This is a genomic window from Bradyrhizobium sp. 170, assembly GCF_023101085.1.
Classification (GTDB): Bacteria; Pseudomonadota; Alphaproteobacteria; order Rhizobiales; family Xanthobacteraceae; genus Bradyrhizobium.
Genome location: NZ_CP064703.1, coordinates 2,856,735 through 2,876,705, shown reverse-complemented (window position 1 = coordinate 2,876,705; position 19,971 = coordinate 2,856,735). Strand labels below are relative to the sequence as shown.

Annotated in this window: 16 protein-coding genes and 2 pseudogenes; 4 read left to right on the top strand and 14 right to left on the bottom strand. The window is 60.0% G+C overall.

Annotated elements, in window-relative coordinates; translation table 11 throughout:
• Positions 1-451: 451 nt before the first annotated feature.
• The 3 genes from IVB05_RS13455 to IVB05_RS13445 all read right to left on the bottom strand — a co-directional run bounded on the left by IVB05_RS13455 (position 452) and on the right by IVB05_RS13445 (position 3,587).
• Positions 452-715, bottom strand: coding sequence for a hypothetical protein (locus IVB05_RS13455; protein ID WP_247784841.1), 264 nt, complete (start codon positions 713-715; stop codon positions 452-454).
• Between the two features lie 326 nt (positions 716-1,041).
• Positions 1,042-1,902 carry a 3-hydroxyacyl-CoA dehydrogenase family protein gene (locus IVB05_RS13450; protein ID WP_247784840.1) on the bottom strand — a complete coding sequence of 287 codons (861 nt, stop codon included), beginning with the start codon at positions 1,900-1,902 and terminating at the stop codon, positions 1,042-1,044.
• A 44-nt stretch (positions 1,903-1,946) separates the two neighbouring features.
• The gene (locus tag IVB05_RS13445) at positions 1,947-3,587 is read right to left on the bottom strand and encodes a long-chain-fatty-acid--CoA ligase (protein ID WP_247784839.1); all 1,641 of its coding nucleotides are present in this window, start codon (positions 3,585-3,587) and stop codon (positions 1,947-1,949) included.
• An 802-nt stretch (positions 3,588-4,389) separates the two neighbouring features.
• On the opposite strand from IVB05_RS13445, the gene IVB05_RS13440 reads away from it, so the two are divergent.
• Positions 4,390-5,643: a hypothetical protein gene (locus IVB05_RS13440; RefSeq protein ID WP_247784838.1), complete on the top strand. Its 1,254-nt coding sequence runs from the start codon at positions 4,390-4,392 to the stop codon at positions 5,641-5,643.
• Between the two features lie 276 nt (positions 5,644-5,919).
• On the opposite strand, the gene IVB05_RS13435 is transcribed toward IVB05_RS13440, so the two are convergent.
• The 9 genes from IVB05_RS13435 to IVB05_RS13395 all read right to left on the bottom strand — a co-directional run bounded on the left by IVB05_RS13435 (position 5,920) and on the right by IVB05_RS13395 (position 15,365).
• The gene (locus IVB05_RS13435; protein ID WP_247784837.1) at positions 5,920-6,882 is read right to left on the bottom strand and encodes a carbohydrate kinase; all 963 of its coding nucleotides are present in this window, start codon (positions 6,880-6,882) and stop codon (positions 5,920-5,922) included.
• 4 nt (positions 6,883-6,886) lie between these two features.
• Positions 6,887-8,551 (bottom strand): FGGY-family carbohydrate kinase, encoded by a 1,665-nt coding sequence (locus IVB05_RS13430; protein ID WP_247784836.1) that lies wholly within the window; start codon positions 8,549-8,551, stop codon positions 6,887-6,889.
• Positions 8,552-8,578: 27 nt separating this feature from the next.
• On the bottom strand, positions 8,579-9,352 hold the full coding sequence (locus tag IVB05_RS13425; RefSeq protein WP_247784835.1) for an SDR family NAD(P)-dependent oxidoreductase: 774 nt from the start codon (positions 9,350-9,352) through the stop codon (positions 8,579-8,581).
• Positions 9,353-9,399: 47 nt separating this feature from the next.
• Positions 9,400-10,404 carry an ABC transporter ATP-binding protein gene (locus IVB05_RS13420; RefSeq protein WP_247784834.1) on the bottom strand — a complete coding sequence of 335 codons (1,005 nt, stop codon included), beginning with the start codon at positions 10,402-10,404 and terminating at the stop codon, positions 9,400-9,402.
• 16 nt (positions 10,405-10,420) lie between these two features.
• The gene (locus tag IVB05_RS13415) at positions 10,421-11,251 is read right to left on the bottom strand and encodes a carbohydrate ABC transporter permease (RefSeq protein ID WP_247784833.1); all 831 of its coding nucleotides are present in this window, start codon (positions 11,249-11,251) and stop codon (positions 10,421-10,423) included.
• 2 nt (positions 11,252-11,253) lie between these two features.
• Positions 11,254-12,126 carry a sugar ABC transporter permease gene (locus IVB05_RS13410; protein WP_247784832.1) on the bottom strand — a complete coding sequence of 291 codons (873 nt, stop codon included), beginning with the start codon at positions 12,124-12,126 and terminating at the stop codon, positions 11,254-11,256.
• A 123-nt stretch (positions 12,127-12,249) separates the two neighbouring features.
• Positions 12,250-13,563, bottom strand: coding sequence for a sugar ABC transporter substrate-binding protein (locus IVB05_RS13405; RefSeq protein WP_247784831.1), 1,314 nt, complete (start codon positions 13,561-13,563; stop codon positions 12,250-12,252).
• 183 nt (positions 13,564-13,746) lie between these two features.
• Positions 13,747-14,700 carry a sugar-binding domain-containing protein gene (locus tag IVB05_RS13400; RefSeq protein ID WP_247784830.1) on the bottom strand — a complete coding sequence of 318 codons (954 nt, stop codon included), beginning with the start codon at positions 14,698-14,700 and terminating at the stop codon, positions 13,747-13,749.
• Entirely contained in the window at positions 14,700-15,365 is a 666-nt protein-coding gene (locus IVB05_RS13395) for an HAD family hydrolase (protein ID WP_247784829.1), read from the bottom strand. Before IVB05_RS13395 ends, IVB05_RS13400 begins: the two co-directional genes overlap by 1 nt.
• A gap of 60 nt (positions 15,366-15,425) precedes the next feature.
• Here IVB05_RS13395 and IVB05_RS13390 point away from each other — a divergent pair.
• A pseudogene (locus IVB05_RS13390) lies at positions 15,426-15,566 on the top strand (NAD(P)H:quinone oxidoreductase); the annotation flags it as partial.
• 86 nt (positions 15,567-15,652) lie between these two features.
• Positions 15,653-16,189, top strand: a complete 537-nt coding sequence (locus IVB05_RS13385) for a DNA starvation/stationary phase protection protein (RefSeq protein WP_247784828.1) — start codon at positions 15,653-15,655, stop codon at positions 16,187-16,189.
• Positions 16,190-16,261: 72 nt separating this feature from the next.
• Here IVB05_RS13385 and IVB05_RS13380 read toward each other — a convergent pair.
• A pseudogene (locus IVB05_RS13380) lies at positions 16,262-17,153 on the bottom strand (LysR family transcriptional regulator).
• A 113-nt stretch (positions 17,154-17,266) separates the two neighbouring features.
• Here IVB05_RS13380 and IVB05_RS13375 point away from each other — a divergent pair.
• The gene (locus tag IVB05_RS13375; RefSeq protein WP_247784827.1) at positions 17,267-17,572 is read left to right on the top strand and encodes a DoxX family protein; all 306 of its coding nucleotides are present in this window, start codon (positions 17,267-17,269) and stop codon (positions 17,570-17,572) included.
• A gap of 1,868 nt (positions 17,573-19,440) precedes the next feature.
• On the opposite strand, the gene IVB05_RS13370 is transcribed toward IVB05_RS13375, so the two are convergent.
• A complete protein-coding gene (locus IVB05_RS13370; protein ID WP_247784826.1) occupies positions 19,441-19,791 on the bottom strand; it encodes a hypothetical protein in 351 nt (116 codons plus the stop codon).
• Positions 19,792-19,971 lie beyond the last annotated feature (180 nt).

The window sequence follows — 19,971 nt, the reverse complement described above, 5'->3', positions numbered from 1 at the left end:
AAGAGCTACATCGCGCCATTGTCGGCGCGGTGGACCGCAGGATCTGCTCGAGGGGACAATGTTCTTGAAGGCATGGGCGATCGATTGATATAGAAATCAGCGACCGAACATATGGGACAGTGCCGGGTGAAAACGGATAGCACTCTGCCGACTGAAAAAAGACAGAGGATCTTCAGACACTCTAACGATTCCAGAAGACCGAAGAGCAGGTCAATGCTCCTCCATCTCAGCTTCTGAGGGCACACCATGGAATATAGCTCAACAATAGCCTTCGCTATTGAACTTATACCCGATGTAAATGCCGAAGATGTTCGGTACGAGTAACTTTTGACGTTACGGCGAATTGCAGACTCAAACCGGACATCGCTAGGTCGGAACGGTGCCAAAAGGCGACATCCCCCTGACCTCGGCAAGCGGCCATCAAAGCAAGGAGCAGCTAGTACGATTACCGCTACAGCTTGGATAAGATGGCGCGCTTGACGGCCTGACCGGCAATGATCGTCAGAAATGCCACCACGGGGCCGAGGGATACCAAGGCGACAATGCCGTACGTGGAAGAAATCCAGTTGAACGCGCTTGCCCCGAAGGCGGTCCCCACCAGCCCGAACACGCTGTTTTCAATCAGCTGGCGGGCACCAGTGTCCGAGTAAATGGCGATCAGCCACGGCACACCGGTACCGATAGAAATGCACAACGCGATAGTGAGATTATCCATAGGCGTCCCGGCTCTCCCCTGCCACTTTCGCTGGCTGGCGCGGCAAGCAATGCCGGCGCGTCGCCACCGGTATGACAAACTCGCCGCAAACTACCTTGCCTTCATCTAGCTCGCAGCCATTCGGATTTGGCTACGCGCTTATGAGTCCAACCTTTGGTCGGCTAGATTTAAGCAGGTTCAGATCTCGGACAGGATCTGGTCCTGTGACCGTCACGTTATCATTAGGCGCTCAAGACGAAACTTACATCTTGTGGCCACTCTGGCCCAGAGCGACAAACCAAATAGCGTCACTCATGCCTACCCCGCGAGGACCGATGGATGTCACATCACTGGTAGTCATAGAATCCTCGGCCGCTCTTCACGCCAAGACGGCCCTCGGCAATCATCTTCTTCAGCAAAATGCGCGGCCCCTCAGGCAGGCCGAGCCGGTGCTGGGCATAATTCTCTTCGATGCTCAGCACCACGTCCAGGCCCACAGCGTCCATGAGGCGGAAGGGGCCGGTCCGTGAACCGGTGGCTTGGCTATAAATGGCATCCACCACCTCCGCCGACGCGACACCCTCGGCTACCACGGCCAGCGTCTCGCGTTTGATGGCGGCCCAGATGCGGTTGAAGATGAAGCCCATGCTCTCGCGCTGCACCACGTAGGGTGTCAGGCCATAGCCGGGCAGCACGTCAACCAGCAGTTGGATGACAGCCGGGTCGGTGTGGCCACACGACATCAACTCCATCGGCGTGATGCCCGGCGGCATCAGGAAGTGCGTGTTCAACAGGCGCGCCGGGTTCTTCACGCTGTCGGCAAAGGCACTCGAGGAATAGGACGAGGAGTTGCTGGCCAGGATGGCGTCGGGTTCAGAGAGCGCATCGACCTGCTTGAAGATGTCCTTCTTCAGTTCAAGATTTTCGGGCACCGACTCCACGACGAGCCACGCATGCTTGAGCGCGGCCATCATGTCGTCAACCCCCACGATGGTGCCGGCCTTGCTCCCCGGCAGCGTGGCCAGTACGGCAGGCAACTTCTCTTTGGCAAAGGCGACGCCCGCATCCCGCGTTGCGGCGCTGCGGGCATACAGGCGCACCTCGGCGCCGCGCGTCGCCAGCATCAGCGCGATGCGGCGGCCGAGCGTGCCCGCACCCAGGATGGCGACGGGGCGGGTGGCGATGTTCTCGGGAAGCGTGAACGTCATGGCGATGCCTCGCGGGTTTGGGCGGAGACAGGATGATTAATCATTCAACCGTTGCTGGACGAATCCGATGCGCCCGGCAGCAGGTGGTTCCTGTACCGCTCACGAAGCTCTGACTTCCTGATCTTTCCTGTCGCGGTATGGGGAATTGAATCTATGACAACGTCATCGGGCATCCACCACTTCGCGATCTTGCCTTCGAGAAATGAAAGAATATCGATCTTGGTCGTCGCCACGCCCGGCTTAAGCTGCACGACGAGAAGCGGTCTTTCGCCCCATTTCGGGTGGGAGACCGCGATCGCCGCAGCCTCCAGCACGGAAGGATGAGCGATGGCAACGTTTTCGACTTCGATGGAAGATATCCATTCGCCGCCCGACTTGATAACGTCCTTGGATCGATCCGTTATGCGCATGTAGGCGTGCTCGTCGATCGTTGCGACGTCGCCGGTGTCGAAATAGCCCTCCTTGTCCAGGACTTCGTCATTCACCCCATAATAGGCCTTGGCAACGCTTGCACCACGGACCTTCAGCCTGCCAAACGCCTTTCCGTCGTGGGGAAGCTTCTCACCAGAATCATCAGTGATCTTCATTTCAACGAGGAACGGCGCAAAACCCTGGCTGGAAAGCTGGGCGATCCGCTCCGCGCCCGTCAAATTTGCGAACGGCGGCTTCAGGCTTCCAATAGAGCCGATAGGTCCCATCTCCGTCATACCCCACCCCTGCCGTGTAAGGATGCCCATCCGCTCAAAGGCTTCAATCATGGCAGGTGGTGGCGCCGCGCCACCGATCGTCAACTGCCGAAGCGCTGGCAAACGCAAGTTGTTCGATTCCATATGCTGTTGAAGCATGAGCCAGACGGTCGGCACACCGGCCGTAAACGTTACTTCCTCATCCCGCAGTAGTTCATATACGGACGCGCCATCGAGCTTCGCGCCAGGAAAAACAATCTTACTGCCCACCATCGGCGCGTGGAATGCGAGCCCCCAACTGTTGGCATGAAATAACGGGACAACTGGCAGGACCGTATCGTTGCAACTAAGGCCGATTACGTCTGCCTGTGCCGTCATTAGTGAATGGAGTACATTTGACCGATGCGAGTACAAAACCCCCTTTGGGTTCCCGGTGGTGCCTGACGTATAGCACAGCCCGGCGGCGGTGTTTTCGTCGAAGCATTTCCAGGCGAAGTCGCCGTCCACGCTGTCGATCCAGTCCTCATACGCGATCGCACCGCGTAAGGAAGTGCCCGGCATGCGGTCGGGATCGGTCAGTATGACGAAGCGCTCGATGAATTCGAGTTGCGATGCAAGGTTCTCAAGAAGTGGTACGAAGGTAACATCAACAAGAAGAACTCTGTCACGTGCGTGATTGATGATCCATGCGATCTGCTCGGGAAACAAGCGAGGGTTTATGGTGTGGCAGACGGCACCGATACCCATGATTCCGTACCAAATCTCTAGGTGTCGCCAAGTGTTCCAGGCCAGGGTCGCGACCCGATCGCCAAGCACAACGCCGTCGCGATCCAACCGCTGGGCGACTCTTAGCGCACGCCTTCTGATCTGACCGTAATTGGTTCGATGGATCGGCCCCTCGACAGACCGCGTCACCACCTCGCGGTCCGGATAACAAGTCGCGGCGTGATCAATAATCCGCTGACAAAGCAACGGCCACTCTTGCATTAAGCCCAACACGGGATGCTCCGAAAGTTACTGACGCGTTTAATATCTTTGAATCGGACGCCGTCGGCACAATGGACGCGATTGCACCACGAGGCCATCGTGCCGCAAAATGATAAGTTGACTAACGGCTATTCAATCATGGATTCGACGGACAGGCCGCCATCTGCAAATCGACGAAAAATACCGGTCCGGGCATGGAAGCCGAGGATGCGCAGAATCCGTGGGAAGGCGCGGGTAAGCTGCGCATCAGATAACCCAGCACGCGCAGTGAGGCATCCAAGCCGTCACCGGGACCAGCAGTCGCTCTAACGCTAACGATGTAGGTTCGAGGTCGGCGACAGTCTTTTCCGACAACAACGCCCTGGTCAATAATCCTTTTTCTGCGCCAGGGTCACCAAATGCCCTCTCTGATAAAGATACACTTCCCAAGAGAAGATTTTGACCCCCTGCTGTTTCTGCTTGTTTCTATTGCCGGATGGCGGCACAGGCCTTCTTGGGACGGGCAGGCAAATGCGGCGCGCACACTTAGTGACGGGTGAACACGTCGCTCGAGGACGCAAGAGGGGTTGATTTTGACGCGCTCAAGCCGTCCATCAATCATTCCCTCGGGCTGCTGGCCGCGCCGCATGTCCGCCGCAATGGCCGCAGGATATTGCGGGGAGACGACGGTAGAGGACTTCCTCAAACGAGTGGGGAAGGATTATCCTCTGCCTCGTGTGGCAGAAGGGCGTAGACGGCTATGGTTGATCGACGATCTGGACGCAGCGATAGCACCAAGCATGGTGCAAAACGATCTCGCCGAGGATTTGCAACCGTGCAATTGCCCCGGCACGTTATTCCCAAACAGCTCGCTCGCGGCGAGACGGCCTACTACTACAATGTGCCGACAAAGTACCGGAAACTGAAGTGTCCGGTGGAGAACGAACCGCTTGGCACCGACTTCGCCGTGATGACCAAGCGCGCCGGCGTGTTGAACGGCCAGTTCGATGAGTGGGACACGCAGCGAAAGGGGCTCCCGATCAGCGCGCCCAACACGCCGAAGTACGGCACCATTGATTGGCTGTTTCGGGAATACAAGATCAGCAGGGCCTATCTCGATAAGGTCGGAGTGCGTTCGCGCGACGATTATGAATGGGCGATGGATCAGGTCTGCAACACGCTCACCAAGAAGGGTGATCGCATCGGCGACCGCCTTGCCAAGACCATCACGCCGCGCGCCGCCGACAGGCTCTATGACAAATTCATCGAGCGCGAGGACGGTGAGCGCCTGCGGACTGGCGAAAAGCTGGTCGTGCTCTGCCGCAAGTCTTGGCGCGTGGTTCGCCGCCTCTTCCCAGACGAGTTTCCGAAGGATGTTCCAAACCCGTGGGTCGGCGTCACTATGAAGACCCGCGTGAAAAAGAAAAAGCCGGCCGTGACGCGGGACGAGGTCTACGCCTTTGCGCATGGTTGCATCGAGCACGGCGAAGTCGAGGCGGCGGCGGTCGCCGTTATCTGCTTCGAGTGGCTGCAGCGCCCCGAAAACGTCATCGCCGGACACATCAAGTGGAGTGGCTATCGCACTGGTTCCAAGTCGACGATCCGCATCGAGCATCACAAGACCGGCGAGATCGTCGACCATCCGCTCGAAGATGGCGACATCAAGTTCGATGAGGAAGCTGAGGAGGTGCTGTCGCGCTTGAAGCGTCTCGGCACCCCGATGATCCTGTACGAGATCGAGGAAGGTAAGGCTAAGCCGTTCGGTTTCAGCACGATGCAACACAAGGTGCAGCGCATGCGTGTGAAGCTAGGACTGCCGTCGCACTTCACCTTCGACGCCGGCCGTCACGGCGGCATGACAGAATTGGAGGAAGCGGAGCTAACCGACGGACAGGGCCGCGCGCTGTCAGCGCACCGGACGCAGCAGAGCTACATCGGTTACGCCAAGCGCACCGAGAAGCGCGTGCTCGCGGCCACCCACAAGCGGCACGCACACAGGCTGGCGAACGAAATGGCGACAGACGTTCAGAATGAGCAGCAGAAAAGCGTTCAGAATGCAAGCCCTGAACAAAGGGTGATTGCTGAGTGATTTCAACTGGCTGGGGCGGGAGGGATCGAACCTCCGAATGGCGGAATCAAAATCCGATTGATTATTTAACGATTTCAAGTCGCATTTGGAAAAAACAGCCAAAACGCTCCCTAGCAATTCCAATAGCTTGGCAGCCATTTCCAAATAAGGACGCAGTCTTTGCGGAGCGCGCGGTGGGCTGCGCCCACACGCTCAAGAGCTTCGGTGTGGAGGGGAAGCATGTATCTTGGTTGCACAGTATGACGGTCACAGGTCCCTCTGGCGATATTTCGCGGTTCATCCGACATGTCCGGCAAAAAGAGAAGGCAATGCTGGGGGGACATCAGATTGGCGCGGTGGATCGGCTCCAGCGCGCCCGCATGTGAAGGCCGCGCAAGTCGACGCAAACGACAACGCACGACCCAGCTCGTCGGAATTCAATTGCGCCAGCGCTCCGCTGTCGATCCGTCCGATCGCGCGCAGAGCGAACAACAGCGCAGCTTGAAAGCTGTCGCCTGCCCCGACGGTATCCATCACAGCTATTGCGGGCGCCTCGACCGTCACCAGACCCGCTCCGCTGTGCCAGGCCTGAGCTCCTTTGATCCCACGCGTAACGACGACCAGACTTGTACCAGTCGCGATAAGCGAACTCGCCCTTTCAGCGTAGTCGCCCCCGCCATAGAGAAATTCAAAATCGACATCCGACATCCGCACGATGTCGGCGGCAGCGGCAAACGCATTCATCCGATCGATGTAGCGCGGCTTGTCGCTGACCAACTTGGGACGGCAATTCGGATCGAAGGAGATCGTGGTCGAGCCGCCCGCGTCTTCGATCATCGCCAGCGCCTGGGCTGCCCCTTTGTCGTTGGCAAGGGTGGTCGATCCGACATGAATCGCTTCGATCACGTCGAAGGGGATGGAGCCCTGCCGGTAGCTCCAGTTTCGGGACGCCGTCGCCTCGTCGTAGAACGCGTATTGCGGCTCGCCCCCCACGTGACGGACGAACGCAAGCGTCGTCTGATGCCCGCTACGCGTCGCATAGCGAAGGTCGACCCCGGAACCAAGCGCGTGGTCGGCGATGATGCGTCCGAAAAGATCGGTCGAAATGCCGCCCACAAACCCCGCCGGCGCCCCGAGGCGCGCCATGCCGACGGCGATATTGAGACAGGAGCCCCCGGCAACGGGTACGGCCGCGTCGCGCCCGTCAATGGACGTGACGGGCAGGAAATCGACCAGAGCGTCTCCGCAGCTCAGCAGCATGGCTCTAGTTCTTCGCGGCAAGTTCAGCGATCGATGCGATCTCCCGCATGGCATCGCGGCTGTCAGAATCGAGTTTCCGCATCAACCCGTGAACCTTTCGTTTGATCCGGTGGAAGTCCGCCATTCCGGTTGCCGCCGGTTCGCTCAGCCGACCGATCGCGGACATCGAGGCCATCGCCTCACCGATCGATCCGCGGGACTTCGCCGCCACGGCGCCCAGCATGGCAGCGCCGAGCAGGACAGGCTCCTGTGTCTTGGGGACGGCAATGTTCAGGCGGGTCGTATCTGCCATGATCTGGCGAACGAGCGGACTTCGTCCGGCGCCGCCGCTGATCACCATCATATCGCTTTCGACGCCGTGCGATCGAAGGGATTCCACGACATCGGCAAGGCCGTACGCAAGCCCGCAGAGCCCGGCCACGAACAGCCGCTCCATCGAACCGATGTCGACGTCGAGGTCCATTCCCGCGACCACCGCACGCGCGTCCGGATCGGCAAATGGCGACCGGCTGCCGAGAAACTCGGGCAGGACATGGATGTCACGCGCAAGCAATGCTGCTTCACCCAGGCTTGCCGCGCGCGAGACGATACGCCGCTCGAGAAATTCCAGAATTTCCATGCCGGCGGCACGTGCCGCTGCAACGGTCTCGTCATACGCTGGATGGGATCTGACGAGATGGTCGATGGCCGCACCGGCGGCGGACTGACCGCCTTCGTTGAGCCAGAACCCCGGAACCATGCCTGAATAATAGGGACCCCAGACGCCGGGGACAAAGCACGGCTCACCCGTCGTCGCCATGATGCAGGCCGAGGTCCCCATGATGTAAGCAAGACGACGACGCACATCGACCGGCTCACCCGACTCCCCGCGCCCACCGATCGTGCCCACGCCCCCGGCGTGCGCGTCGATCAGCGAAGCGCCGACCGGCGTTCCCTCGAGCAGGCCGAGATCGTGTGCCGCGGACTTCGTCAGGCCGGCACCCAGCGGCACGCCAGGCGCGACGATCTCAGTTCCGATTCGCGCATATTCGTCCGAGGCAAGATCGCCAAGACCGATGCGCTCCAAATAACTGCCACTCCAGCGCTGTTCGTGAGCGAGATAATTCCATTTGCACGCCAGCGTACACATCGAACGCGTCGTCGATCCGGTGGCGCGAAACGACAGATAGTCGGCGAGGTCGAAGAAATGACCGGCCGAGTGATAGGTCGACGGCAGGTGCCGCTTCAGCCAAAGCAGTTTTGGAATTTCCATTTCGGGCGACACCGAACCGCCGACATAGCGCAGCACGTCGTTCCGCGTCTCGTTGACCCGGCGGGCTTCGGCAATCGCGCGATGGTCCATCCAAACGATGACATTTCGCCTGATGTCGCCGGACACGCTGACCGTCAGTGGGTTACCGGCATCGTCCACGACCACGAGCGAACAGGTCGCGTCGAAGCCAATACCAGTGATAGCGGAAGCGGGAAGCGCAGCTTCTGCCATGGCTGCGCGGACCGAGGCTGCGCAGGCTGCCCAGATCTCGGACGACGACTGCTCGACGACGCTCCCCGCTTCGTGCCACACCGTGATCGGATGCCGGGCGGTGGCCAGCAGACTGCCGTTCTCGTCAAATATCCCGGCGCGTGCGCTCGATGTTCCGACATCGATGCCGACGAAGGCTTGCTGCATGGCAATCCTCTTCAGATCAGCGCCAGTTCACCAGCACGTATAGCCTCCGTCAACGATGACAACGCTGCCGGTCATCAGGCTTGCGGCGTCGGACGCCAGGAACAGGACGACGGAGGCAATTTCATCGACCTCCCCCATTCGCGCCATTGGCGTGCCGCCGATCCAGGCATCGTACATCTGCGGGCTGTTCTTGACGAAGGCGTTGAGCGGGGTGGCAACATAGGTCGGCGCCACGGCGTTGACCCGTACGCCGCGCGCGCCCCACTCGGCAGCGAGCGACTTGGTGAGATGGTGCACTGCGGCCTTGGAGGCGTTGTAGTAGCATTGCCCCTGCGGTTTGTTGACGATGAAGCCGGACATCGAGCCGATGTTCACAATGGATCCAGCCTTTGCCTCCAGCATGTGCTTGCCGAAGGCGCGACAGCACCAGAACGTGCCGTTCAGATTGACGTCAATGACGTTGTTCCAGTGTTCGTCGGCAACCTCTTCGGCCGGCGTCTCGCTTCGCGCGATGCCGGCATTGTTGACGAGGATATCGATGCCGCCGTAGCGGGATGCCAGTTGATCGGCGACCTCGGTAACACGCTTCGAGTCCGTCACGTCCATGATAACGGACTCGGCATCCAGGCCTTTCGCCGTCAGGCTGGCGCACCCGGTATCGGCAAGCTGGGGGTCGCGATCGGCGATCACGACTTTCGCTCCGGCCTCCGCCAGTGCCTCGGCACAGGCGAGGCCGATTCCCTGGCCGGCGCCGGTCACCAGGGCCGTTTTTCTATCAAGCTTGAATTTTTCCAGATACATATTCTTGTTCTTCCTGTTTGCTCATCGCGGCACGGCGCGCTATCCGCTCATGTGCTGATGACCACGCCGTCCTTGTCGAAGCGGTGCAGGCGCGCCGGATCGGGCGAAAGCCAGACGCGGTCACCGGCCTTGAGACTGAATTCTCCGATGCAGCGCGCCGTCAGCATTCCGAGCTTGCCGGCGTCGACATAGAGGAAGGTGTCGCTGCCCAGATGCTCGGCGACCGACACGGTGCCGGGCCAGCCTTTCCCCTCCTTGCCGATCTTCAGATGCTCGGGCCTGACGCCGAGCGTCGCTACACTGGGTTCGCCGACCGCTTCCCCTGGTACAAAATTCATTTTCGGCGATCCGATGAAGCCAGCGACGAACAGGTTCGCCGGGCGCTCGTACAGTTCCAGCGGCGAGCCGTATTGTTCGATGTTGCCCGCGTTGAGCACGACGATCTTGTCCGCCATGGTCATGGCCTCGACCTGGTCGTGGGTCACGTAGACGGCGGTGGTTCCGAGCTGCTTCTGCAGCTTTGTCACTTCCATGCGCATCTGGACGCGGAGCGCGGCATCGAGATTCGACAAGGGCTCGTCGAACAGAAATGCCTTGGGCTCGCGCACGATCGCGCGTCCGATCGCGACGCGCTGACGCTGACCGCCGGAGAGGTCGCGCGGCTTGCGCTCCAGATAGGGGGTCAGGTTCAACGTGGCGGCCGCGGCCTCGACCTTGCGGTCGATCTCCGGTCGCGGCAGCCCGGCCATTTTCAGGCCGAACGCGATGTTGCCGCGGACGCTCATATGCGGATAGAGCGCATAGGACTGGAACACCATCGACAGGCCGCGCTTGGCCGGCGGTACGTCCACCACGTTCTTGCCGTCGATCAGGATCTGCCCGCCGGTGACGTCCTCAAGCCCGGCGATCAGGCGCAACAGCGTGGTCTTGCCGCACCCGGACGGTCCGACGAACACCACGAAGGAGCCGTCCTCAATATCAAGATTGGCGTCCTTGATGATGTTGACCGGCCCGAACGATTTCCGGACTCCCTGCAGCGTGATCTGGCCCATGATCTTTGTTCCCCTGCTATTTGACGGCGCCGAAGGTCAGTCCGCGCACAAGCTGCCGCTGCGTGAACCATCCGAGAATGATGATCGGAGCAATGGCGAGCGTCGAGGCGGCCGACAGCTTTGCCCAGAACAGGCCCTCGGGGCTCGAATAGGATGCGATGAACGTAGTGAGCGGTGCTGCTTCCAGCGTCGAAAGGTTCAGCGTCCAGAACGCCTCGTTCCACGCCAGAATGAAATTGAGCAGCAGCGTCGAGGCGAGGCCCGGGACCGCCATCGGCGTCAGCACATAGACGAGTTCGCGCCCGATGGTGGCGCCATCCATCCGCGCCGCCTCTAGGATGTCCTTCGGGATCTCCTTGAAATAAGTAAACAGCATCCAGATGACGATCGGCAGGTTGCCGAAACAAAGGATGATGACGAGACTGGTGCGGGTATCGAGCATGCCCAGATCCCGGACGATCAAATAGATCGGAACCAGCACGCCGACCGACGGCATCATCTTGGTCGAGAGCATCCAGAGCAGAACGTCCTTGGTGCGTTTTGTCGGCGAAAACGCCATCGACCACGCCGCCGGTATCGCGATGATCATCGCGATCAGCGTCGATCCGCCGGCAATGATGATCGAGTTGAGCGCATGATGAAAATAGTCGCTGCGCTCCTGTACTGTCGCATAGTTCTCCGTGGTCCAGTGAAACAACAGGAATTTTGGCGGCATGGCGAACGCATCGAGCTCGCTCTTGAAGCTGGTCAGGACCATCCAGAGGATCGGCAGGAAAATCAGAAATCCGAACAACCACGCGGCAACCGTCGACACCCATACGCGCCTTGTCGTCACCTTTCGTGCCATCGCTATGCCTCCAGATTCCGTCCGACGATCCGCACCAGGAAGAAGGCCACGATATTGGCGATCACGACCGCGACCAGTCCGCCGGCGGAAGCGTTCCCGACGTCAAACTGGATAAGCGCCTGAGCGTAGATCAGGAATGCGATGTTGGTCGTTTGCAGGCCGGGACCGCCGCCGGTCGTAACGAAGATCTCGGCAAACACCGTCAGCAGGAATATCGTTTCGATCAGGATGACAACGGTGATCGGCCGCGCAAGGTGCGGCAATGTGAGATAGATAAACTTCGAAAGCGCGCTCGCGCCGTCCATCTCGGCCGCTTCCTTCTGTTCCTCGTCTTGCGACTGCAGCGCCGTCAGCAGGATGAGGGTCGCAAAGGGCAGCCATTGCCAGGCGACGATCAGGATCACCGCGAACAAGGGCACATCGGTGAACCAATCGATCGGTGTCAGTCCCAATGATGTCGCGATCCAGGCGAACAGTCCTGAGACCGGGTGCATGAGCAGGTTTTTCCAGACCAGTGCGCTGACGGTCGGCATCACGAAAAACGGCGCGATCACCATCAGCCGAACGACACTGCGCCCGAGCACCGGCTGGTCAAGCAACAGCGCGAGCGGTGTGCCGAGCAGGATCGTAATGGCCAGGATCGAGCCGACCAGCACCAGGGTGTTCCGCAGGGAGGTCAGGAAGGCGGGATCGGTGAGAAAGTATCGAAAATTCTCCAGCCCGACGAAGCTCCAGTTTTCGGAGTCGAGCAGGCTGTAGTGCAGCGTCGAAAAATAGATCGTCATCGCCAGCGGGACAATCATCCAGATGAACAGCAACGCGACGGCCGGCATCAGCAGAGCCCTACCGAGAACCTGTGTCTGCTGGGTTGCCATCGCCGCCTCCGGGTAACCTTAGGGAAACTCGATGAGACTGCCGTCCGGTCATTCATCGGACCGGACGGCAGTCAGTTTGCGGCTCGCCGGGAGGAGATCGCCGCAGAGGTCGGCGCGGTCGCGCTATTTGATGTAGCCGGCGCGCTTCATTTCACGCTCGGTGGCCGATTGCGCCGCTGCGAGCGCCGCTTCGACCGTCGATGAGCCGGCCAGGGCGGCCGAGAATTGCTGGCCGACGGAGGTCCCGATACCCTGGAATTCCGGGATCGCCGCATATTGCACCCCAACGTAAGGCACCGGCTGCACCGTCGGCTTGTTCGGATCCGCCGAGTCGATCGACGCCAGCGTCAGCTTGGCGAACGGCGCGACCTTCAGATATTCCGGATTCTGGTAGAGCGAGGTTCGCGTTCCGGGCGGGACGTTGGCCCACCCCTCCTTCGAGGCGACGAGCTTGCTGTATTCCTTGCTGGTCGCCCAGGCGATGAATTTTTCCGCCGCGGCGGTCTTCTTCGAACCCGCCGGGATGGCGAGATTCCATGCCCACAGCCAGTTGGCGTTCTTGCCGAGCCCCGCATTCGGTGCGAGCGCGAAGCCGACCTTGTCGGCCACCGTAGAGTCCTTCGGATTGGTGACAAAGGACGCCGCCACCGTGGCGTCGATCCACATCGCGCATTTGCCGGAATTGAACAGCGCCAGGTTTTCATTGAAGCCGTTCGAACTTGCACCGGGAGGACCCGCGACCTTCATCAAATCGACATAGGTCGAGAGCGTCTTCTTCCACTCTGGCTTGTCGAATTGTGGCTGCCACTTCTCGTCGAACCAGCGCGCGCCGAACGAGTTCGACATCGCGGTCAGGAACGCCATGTTCTCGCCCCAGCCCGCCTTGCCTCTCAGGCAGATGCCGTAGACGCCGCCGGACTTGTCGGTGAGCTTGTTCGCCGCATCGATCACGAAATCCCAGGTCGGTTTTTCCGGCATGGTCAGGCCGGCCTTCTGGAACAGGTCGGTTCGATACATGACCATCGAACTCTCGCCGTAGAAGGGCGCAGCGTAGAGCTTGCCCGATACCGAGGCGGCATCACGAATCTTGGGAAGCAGATCCGCGGCGTCGTAGTCGGGTCCCAGATTGTCGAGCGGAATGAGCCAGTTCTTCTTTGCCCAGATCGGAACCTCATAGGTGCCGATGGTCAGCACATCGAACTGCCCCCCCTTGGTCGCGATGTCGGTGGTGACGCGCTGGCGCAGGACGTTCTCTTCGAGCGTCACCCATTTCACTGATATGTCAGGGTTCTTGGCGGTGAACTCGCTGGTCAACGACTGCATCCGGATCATGTCGCCATTGTTCACCGTGGCTATGGTCAGGGTTGTCTGTGCGACGGAAGGGGCTGCGCCCAGCAAGGTAGCCGCGCCCAGGAGGGCGCTGAGGACGTGTTTCACGGTAACCTCCCTTATGGCATTGAGCATATGCTCACGCCTTGCATTTATGTTCACACCGAGTCCCAGCGTTGTCAAGGATCGGATAGCGCTTCTGCACCGGACTTGCAGGCGGAGGAACATAGTTCGCCGGGGTCGCATAGCCGGGGGAAACCCGCGCGCCGAGGCCGAAAGGTCAGTCGGTGGCTACTGCTTGAGGATGGCGCCCGCGGTCGCCTCATCGGTGATCAGCCCGTTCAGCAGCCGCCCCTTGAGCGCCGCCCTGATGGCCGCAACCTTGGCACGCCCGACCGCCGCTCCGATGGTGAGGGCCTCGGCAGGCACCTGCGGTGGAATGCTGGTGAGGCGAAGGTTTGTCCCGCCCTTGATGAGGTGCCCCTCCTCGTCGAAGGCCCAGCCGATCAGTTCGCCAACGGCGCCCAGCCGCATCATCTCAAGCAGCTCTTCGCGCGAGACAAAACCGTCAACGTGGACTTGTGCCTGCCGATCCATCTGCCCGACCCCGACGAGCCGCAGGTCGGCCTTGGCAGCGACCGCCCTTACCTTGGCGATCGGATCTATCTTGAGCATCTGGTCGCGCTCGCGCTCGGACGACATCAGAAACGGCAGCGGCATCGGATAGTGGCGCGCCTTGGTCCGGTCGGCGAGACGACCAACGGTGTCGAAGAAGCTGGCCGAGCCGTCGGCCGAAATGTTTCCGACCAGCGACACGATCTGGTGGTTCGGACAGTCGATCGGAGACACGCGCTCGACGGCAGCCCGCACGGCTCTGCCGGTGCCAAGCGCCACGATCGTCGGCTTGTCGGACCGCAACGTCGATTCAAGGATGTTGGCGGCGCGCTCGGCAATTCCAGCGGCCGACAGCGGCTTGGCGGGATCGGTCGGCACGACCTCGCAATAGGCCAGGTGAAACGAGTCTTTCAGGCGTGCCGCCAATTCCATGCATGCCGCGATCGGATGCTCGAGGCGAAAGGTGATCAAGCGCTCGGCAAGGCACAGTGAAACCAGGCGCTGCGCCGAGGCGCGCGAAACCTGCAGCATTCTGGCAATTTCATCCTGGGTGTGACCGGCAATGAAATAGAGCCAGCCGGCCCGCGCGGCTTCGTCCAGACGCGACTTCTCGTTATCGGATGCTGCCATCAGTCTCCTTGCCGATCCGTCCGCCAGAAATCCGCCATTCGTCCGAACACGCGATCGGCGCCCGCTTCGCGCAGAATGGCCTTGCCGTCACGCGATTGATAGTGGCTGCCTCCGACAAATCCCCAAACGGTCATGCCGGCCGCCTTGCCGGCCTTGACGCCGCTAACGCTGTCCTCAATCACGAGGGTGCGGCCTGGATCCACCTGCATCCTTTGGGCTGTGTACAGAAAGAGGTCGGGTGCCGGCTTGCCGCGTTCCACCATTTGCGAGGTATAGAGACGCGCGTCGAAATGCGGCGCGAGGCCAGTCAAAGAGAGCGAGAAGGACACCCGATCGATATCACTGGACGAGGCGACGCAATGCGGGATTTGCAAGCCTTGCAATACCGAGTCCACCCCTTCGATCGGGCAAAGCGACGAGAGAAACGCTGCTCGAACCCCTGCCCTCAGCTCGGCCGCAAATTGCTCGGGGATCGATCGTCCCAACACTTCGTAATGTTGGAAGACCGCCGTCACGCTCCGTCCAAGGAACAGATCCAGCGCCTGATCGACGTCAAGGCTGATGCCGTATCTGGCCAACGTGTCGGAGAGACAGCGACAGCTCAGCACCTCGCTATCGACCAACACGCCGTCGCAGTCGAAAATGATGAGATCAGGCCGGATCATCGCTAGTTTTCCCAACCCAATCAGAGCATATACTCAGAGAATGAGCAATAACCCTTCCCTCTCGGGCTTCCATACAGCCACCAGGGGCAGATGACCTTGAGCGAAATCGTCGGCGGCGCCCCGTATGAAGCGACCACCATCGCCGGCGGCGATGGTTCGCGCCAACCCACCGAGATCGAATTGGCGGGCGCCCGTCACTAGCGCGAGTTCTTGGCCAAGACGGCAAACAAGCTTTTCGGTTGAGAACGGGAAACCGGTGGAGGGCCGGGACGGCTGATGTCGCAGGCTTGCCGGCGACCTTCGATCGCAACCAGAATACCGGAGATCGACGAAATGAACACCAACGGATCCAAGACAGCCGCACCTGCCACCTCGGGCGGCTTCTCCGACGATGCTGTTCAGGCGCTTTCCGCGTCCTTCACGCGGCTTTGGCGGACATATTCGCTGTTTACGTCAAGACGAAGAACTTTCATTGGCACATTTCTGGGCCGCATTTCCGCGATTTTCATTTGCTGCTTGACGACCTGAGCGAGCAGATTTTCGCGACGACGGACGCGATCGCCGAGCGGGTCCGAAAGGTGGGCGGCACCACGATCAGATCGATCGGCCATATCGCGAGATGCCAGCGTGTGCGCGACAACAATGAGGCCGACGTCCACCCCATCGACATGCTGGAGGAACTGCGCAAGGACAACGAGTTGCTCGTGGCAAGCATGCGCGAGGCACATGCCGGCGCGCGAGCCCGCTCGAGAACTGGATCGGCGAAGGCGGGTCTGGCTTCTCTTCGAGACGACCAGGCGCGGCGAATCGTAGCGCGTCGCTGACCTATGTCTGCTTTCTCCGTTTTTTCGCCGGTTTCCACCCCATCACCACTTCCACACTCCACCTTGCATCCGTCAGCCGGCGATCAGGAAATCAGCCAGGGCGGAGACCCTGGCGGAACGTGCGCGAGCCGTCGGCGTCACGAAGTACAATCCGCCTTCCGGCAGCCGCCAATCCGTAAGAATCGGTTCAAGCTGCCCATCCGAAAAATATTGGGGTCGCGATAAACTCGGGGAGTTCGGTGATCGCTAACCCCTCAAGCACTGTCGGCAATAAAGCCTCGATACTTGTTCCCCGTAGCGGCCCCGTTGGTGTAATCAGAGACTCCTCACCTTTTTTCAGATTAGTGAAGCGCCAGACATCACGCTTCGATCTATTGGCGTAGCTCAGGCATTGATGGGTGACGAGGTCGTGTGGATGCTGCGGACGGCCATATCTTGCAATGTAGGTTGGCGATGCAACGACGAACCGTCGAACAGGTGCGATCAGTCGCGCGACGAGCGATGAGTCTTCCAGAACGGCAATGCGCAGCGCTGCGTCGTAGCCGTCTCCGATCAGGTCCGTGCGCGCATCGGTAAGGTGAAGATCGACTGCGATATCAGGATAGCGCCGAAAAAATTCGGGCAGCATGGGTGCGACCCAGCGCGTGCCGGAAGACAGCGGGGCCGCAAGTTTCACGAGGCCCCGCGGGCGACTGGAGGCCTCGCGCGCGAAGTCCTCGACCGCCTCTCCGTCCGCGAAGATCCTGGACGCCCGCTCGGCGAGCGTGTGACCGTAGTCAGTCAACGCAAGTCGCCGGGACGTTCGGTTGAACAGGCGCCCGCCAAGGCGTTCTTCGAGACGCGTGACGGCTCGCGAGACCGTGGCAACCGATACGCCCATGGTCCGGGCCGCCGCGGCGAATGAGCGCTCCTCGGCGACTTTGGCGAACATGGCCAGTCCCTCGAAGTCGGGCAGCTTTGACATCGACAATCCTGCAACGATCACTTTCAATCATTTCTATTTCGAAAGCGCTACCTCCACAACAATATTCACCTCACCCGCAATTAGATGTGGAGGTCCACTTCAAGGAGGCTTCAATGTTCGCGACCCGGTACCTTCCCTTTGTCGGCCGCCTGATGATCGGTCTTCCCTTCGCCATGAGCGGCCTGAGCAAGCTCGGCGCCTACAGCGCCACTATCGGGATGATCGGTGCCGTCGGATTGCCTTTCCCGCCGCTGGCTTTCGCCGTAGCTGTCGCGATTGAACTCGGCGGCGGTCTACTTCTCATCGCCGGCTATCGCGTCCGGTATGCGGCCCCCGCTCTCCGATGTCCTCCCGGCAAGCATATAGAGAGCGACGTGGAAGAACGACCACAGCTCTCCGGCGACGAGATAGTCCTCTAAAGCTTGAGCGCGAATCTTAAGGTCTTCAGCCTTCACGATCCCCGTGGAGGCAGCGACGCGATGGAGCTCCATGAGTACTTCGCGTAGCGGCGGCATCCTTGCCGGCCGAGTAATGACAGACGATATGCGGCACCTTAGCTGCTCTCCAAACAGCGCTGCAGGGATCACAGCGCGAGCTGCGGCCTTCTATCAGACTAAGCCAAGACGATCGTAGCAAAAGCACCAATAGCAGCGGACTCCGTCGGCGTTGCCCAGCCAGCGACCATTGCACGAAGGCAGTTCTGTCTCAACTCACGATATGCATCCTGTCGATAACTGACGCTCAGCTGTATGCCGAGCAATTGCTGGGGCTGCTGAGGGAACCGCTCTACCAGGCACTCATGCTGAGCCCCGCAATGCGCCAGGAGGCAGCAGCAGCCGACCGCGTGAGCGCCAGCATCGAAAGCTTCATTCGTGGATGCGCGAGCGTGAGGAGCATTACCCGATGAGCGCAGCTAACGATATTGTCCAGTCGAGGCGGTCCTGGCCGGGGCGAAATAGAGAGAGCCCTTCGAGACTGAATGTCGTCGGCGATGTCCCGCCAGACCTGACGAACAACGTCGACGAGAATGGATCCCTGGTGACCGTCGATCCAGCCGACTGGATCGTCTGTTTCGTACCCGGTCTTCGACGGCAGTGGTGGCATCGGTTCGTCCACCACAGACATAAGCACGTCTTTGCCATGCGACCCACGGGCACGGGGAGTTGGCTACTCGTGGAGCCGCGGTGGACGCGCAAGATGGTGACGATCTTGCCGCCGGCCGATGCCGTCAGATTTCTCCGGTGGGGTGCGACGGGCGATATCCTTCGTGTCCGCGAAGCGGTGTCGGGTAAAGCAGCCAGATTCGCGGCTGGTCTAACTGCGCGGTTCTCTCGGCGTTCCTGCTGGGGCGATCGAGCTGGGCATGGACGCCGCACGGTCTCTACCGGCGACTGCTCCGGGAAAAGTTGACACGACGCGAGAATGTTCAGCAACTTCTCGTCGACCAGTTCACCAAAGTCGTCAGCCAGTACTCGTCCAACGCGCTGAGTGTCGATGCCGACCAGCTTTCCCTGCCGCTAAGGGAACTGCTCATCATCATCGGGCGTAATCTTCTCGAAACGATGATGACATCGTCGTTGTTGGAGGTTTGTTACACAGCCCGATGCGACGCAGGCCTACGCAAAACACGGTCCTAAGCCAGCCATCGCGGTTCTTAAATTCTCGCAAACGCGAAGCAGGCCGGCGAAATCGATCTTGCGGATTGTGAAGCCGATGCCCGCCGGTTTCTTGGAATGCTCCACGGAAACGTCCATCTGGAAGCCGTGCTTCAGCTCGGCGACATACCAACGCTTTCCGAGATCGATTTGCGCGCCCGCATCGCGGTGAAAGTCTTTCTCGACGGTGCCGCAACTGACGCGACGCCAATCCTCGCACGAGAAGCCTTAACGGCAGAAGATCGTTGAAAGAACTGCAATGATCACAGCCGCCACACCATCGTCCGGCCGAATTTGTTAGGCTCCCGTAATAACGGCATCATCGGGAACTTCAACCCACTCATTCTAAATACGGACTTGATAATGACCGCTGCTCGACTTCCACTCGGCATCTTTGACCACATATCCGTCAGCGAACGAGCAACACAGGGTCTTTCCGCTCGCGTAACGATTTCCTTCAGTGGCGAGTTCACCTAGCGGCCGTCATTCCGTGAAAAGCAGAAGCCGATCATCGCCTCCGGCTGCTCCTGCTCCAGCACGCCCCAACAAGTAGCGAAATCACTACGCAGAGTTTACAGGCAAATCAGCTGTGCTGCTCACGACCGCCTGCGTGTCCCAACTGAAGTCCGCCCTCACATCAGCGCCCCGCTTGCCGCAAAGCCGGTGTGGCTTGCAACAAAGTTCCTGACGTGTTCGGGTACCGATACGCTATCGATATCGCAGCGGGCTTGGATTTCTTCGGCTACTTGGTTGGAAACATCCTCGATCCAGTGCTCAAGTGTGTTGAAGGCCATGACGCGAACCGGAGCGTTGAATTGACCGGTTAGGAGATCGGAGATGATCGTTTCGAGGTCGTCCCGCTCGATCTCTTTTTCAGGGCAATCACTGCGTGACGCGCCGAAACTATCGAACACTAGGTAGACTGTCTGATCAGCGCCGTAAGGCACTCCCGTCAGCAAACAATTTGGCATATGCACCGCCATGTTGCTCTCCTTCGATCGAAGTTACTATAAGGTCTGCCATGCTACTTCTAGTCGGAAGCCGACAATCTGGATGCACTGTTGCGCAAATTTTGTACGGCATTTGATTTGATGGCCGCCCTTTAGCGCCATGCAGCCGGGCATGACTGCCGAGTCGCGTGCCCGGCGCCATCCTTATGAACC

Bases quoted from the DNA above. Each gene is read 5' to 3' on its own strand.
- IVB05_RS13455 (WP_247784841.1), bottom strand. From the start codon at position 715: ATGGATAATCTCACTATCGCGTTGTGCATTTCTATCGGTACCGGTGTG.
- IVB05_RS13450 (WP_247784840.1), bottom strand. From the start codon at position 1,902: ATGACGTTCACGCTTCCCGAGAACATCGCCACCCGCCCCGTCGCCATC.
- IVB05_RS13435 (WP_247784837.1), bottom strand. From the start codon at position 6,882: ATGCTGCTGAGCTGCGGAGACGCTCTGGTCGATTTCCTGCCCGTCACG.
- IVB05_RS13430 (WP_247784836.1), bottom strand. From the start codon at position 8,551: ATGCAGCAAGCCTTCGTCGGCATCGATGTCGGAACATCGAGCGCACGC.
- IVB05_RS13425 (WP_247784835.1), bottom strand. From the start codon at position 9,352: ATGTATCTGGAAAAATTCAAGCTTGATAGAAAAACGGCCCTGGTGACC.
- IVB05_RS13420 (WP_247784834.1), bottom strand. From the start codon at position 10,404: ATGGGCCAGATCACGCTGCAGGGAGTCCGGAAATCGTTCGGGCCGGTC.
- IVB05_RS13415 (WP_247784833.1), bottom strand. From the start codon at position 11,251: ATGGCACGAAAGGTGACGACAAGGCGCGTATGGGTGTCGACGGTTGCC.
- IVB05_RS13410 (WP_247784832.1), bottom strand. From the start codon at position 12,126: ATGGCAACCCAGCAGACACAGGTTCTCGGTAGGGCTCTGCTGATGCCG.
- IVB05_RS13400 (WP_247784830.1), bottom strand. From the start codon at position 14,700: ATGGCAGCATCCGATAACGAGAAGTCGCGTCTGGACGAAGCCGCGCGG.
- IVB05_RS13395 (WP_247784829.1), bottom strand. From the start codon at position 15,365: ATGATCCGGCCTGATCTCATCATTTTCGACTGCGACGGCGTGTTGGTC.
- IVB05_RS13375 (WP_247784827.1), top strand. From the start codon at position 17,267: ATGTTCGCGACCCGGTACCTTCCCTTTGTCGGCCGCCTGATGATCGGT.
- IVB05_RS13370 (WP_247784826.1), bottom strand. From the start codon at position 19,791: ATGGCGGTGCATATGCCAAATTGTTTGCTGACGGGAGTGCCTTACGGC.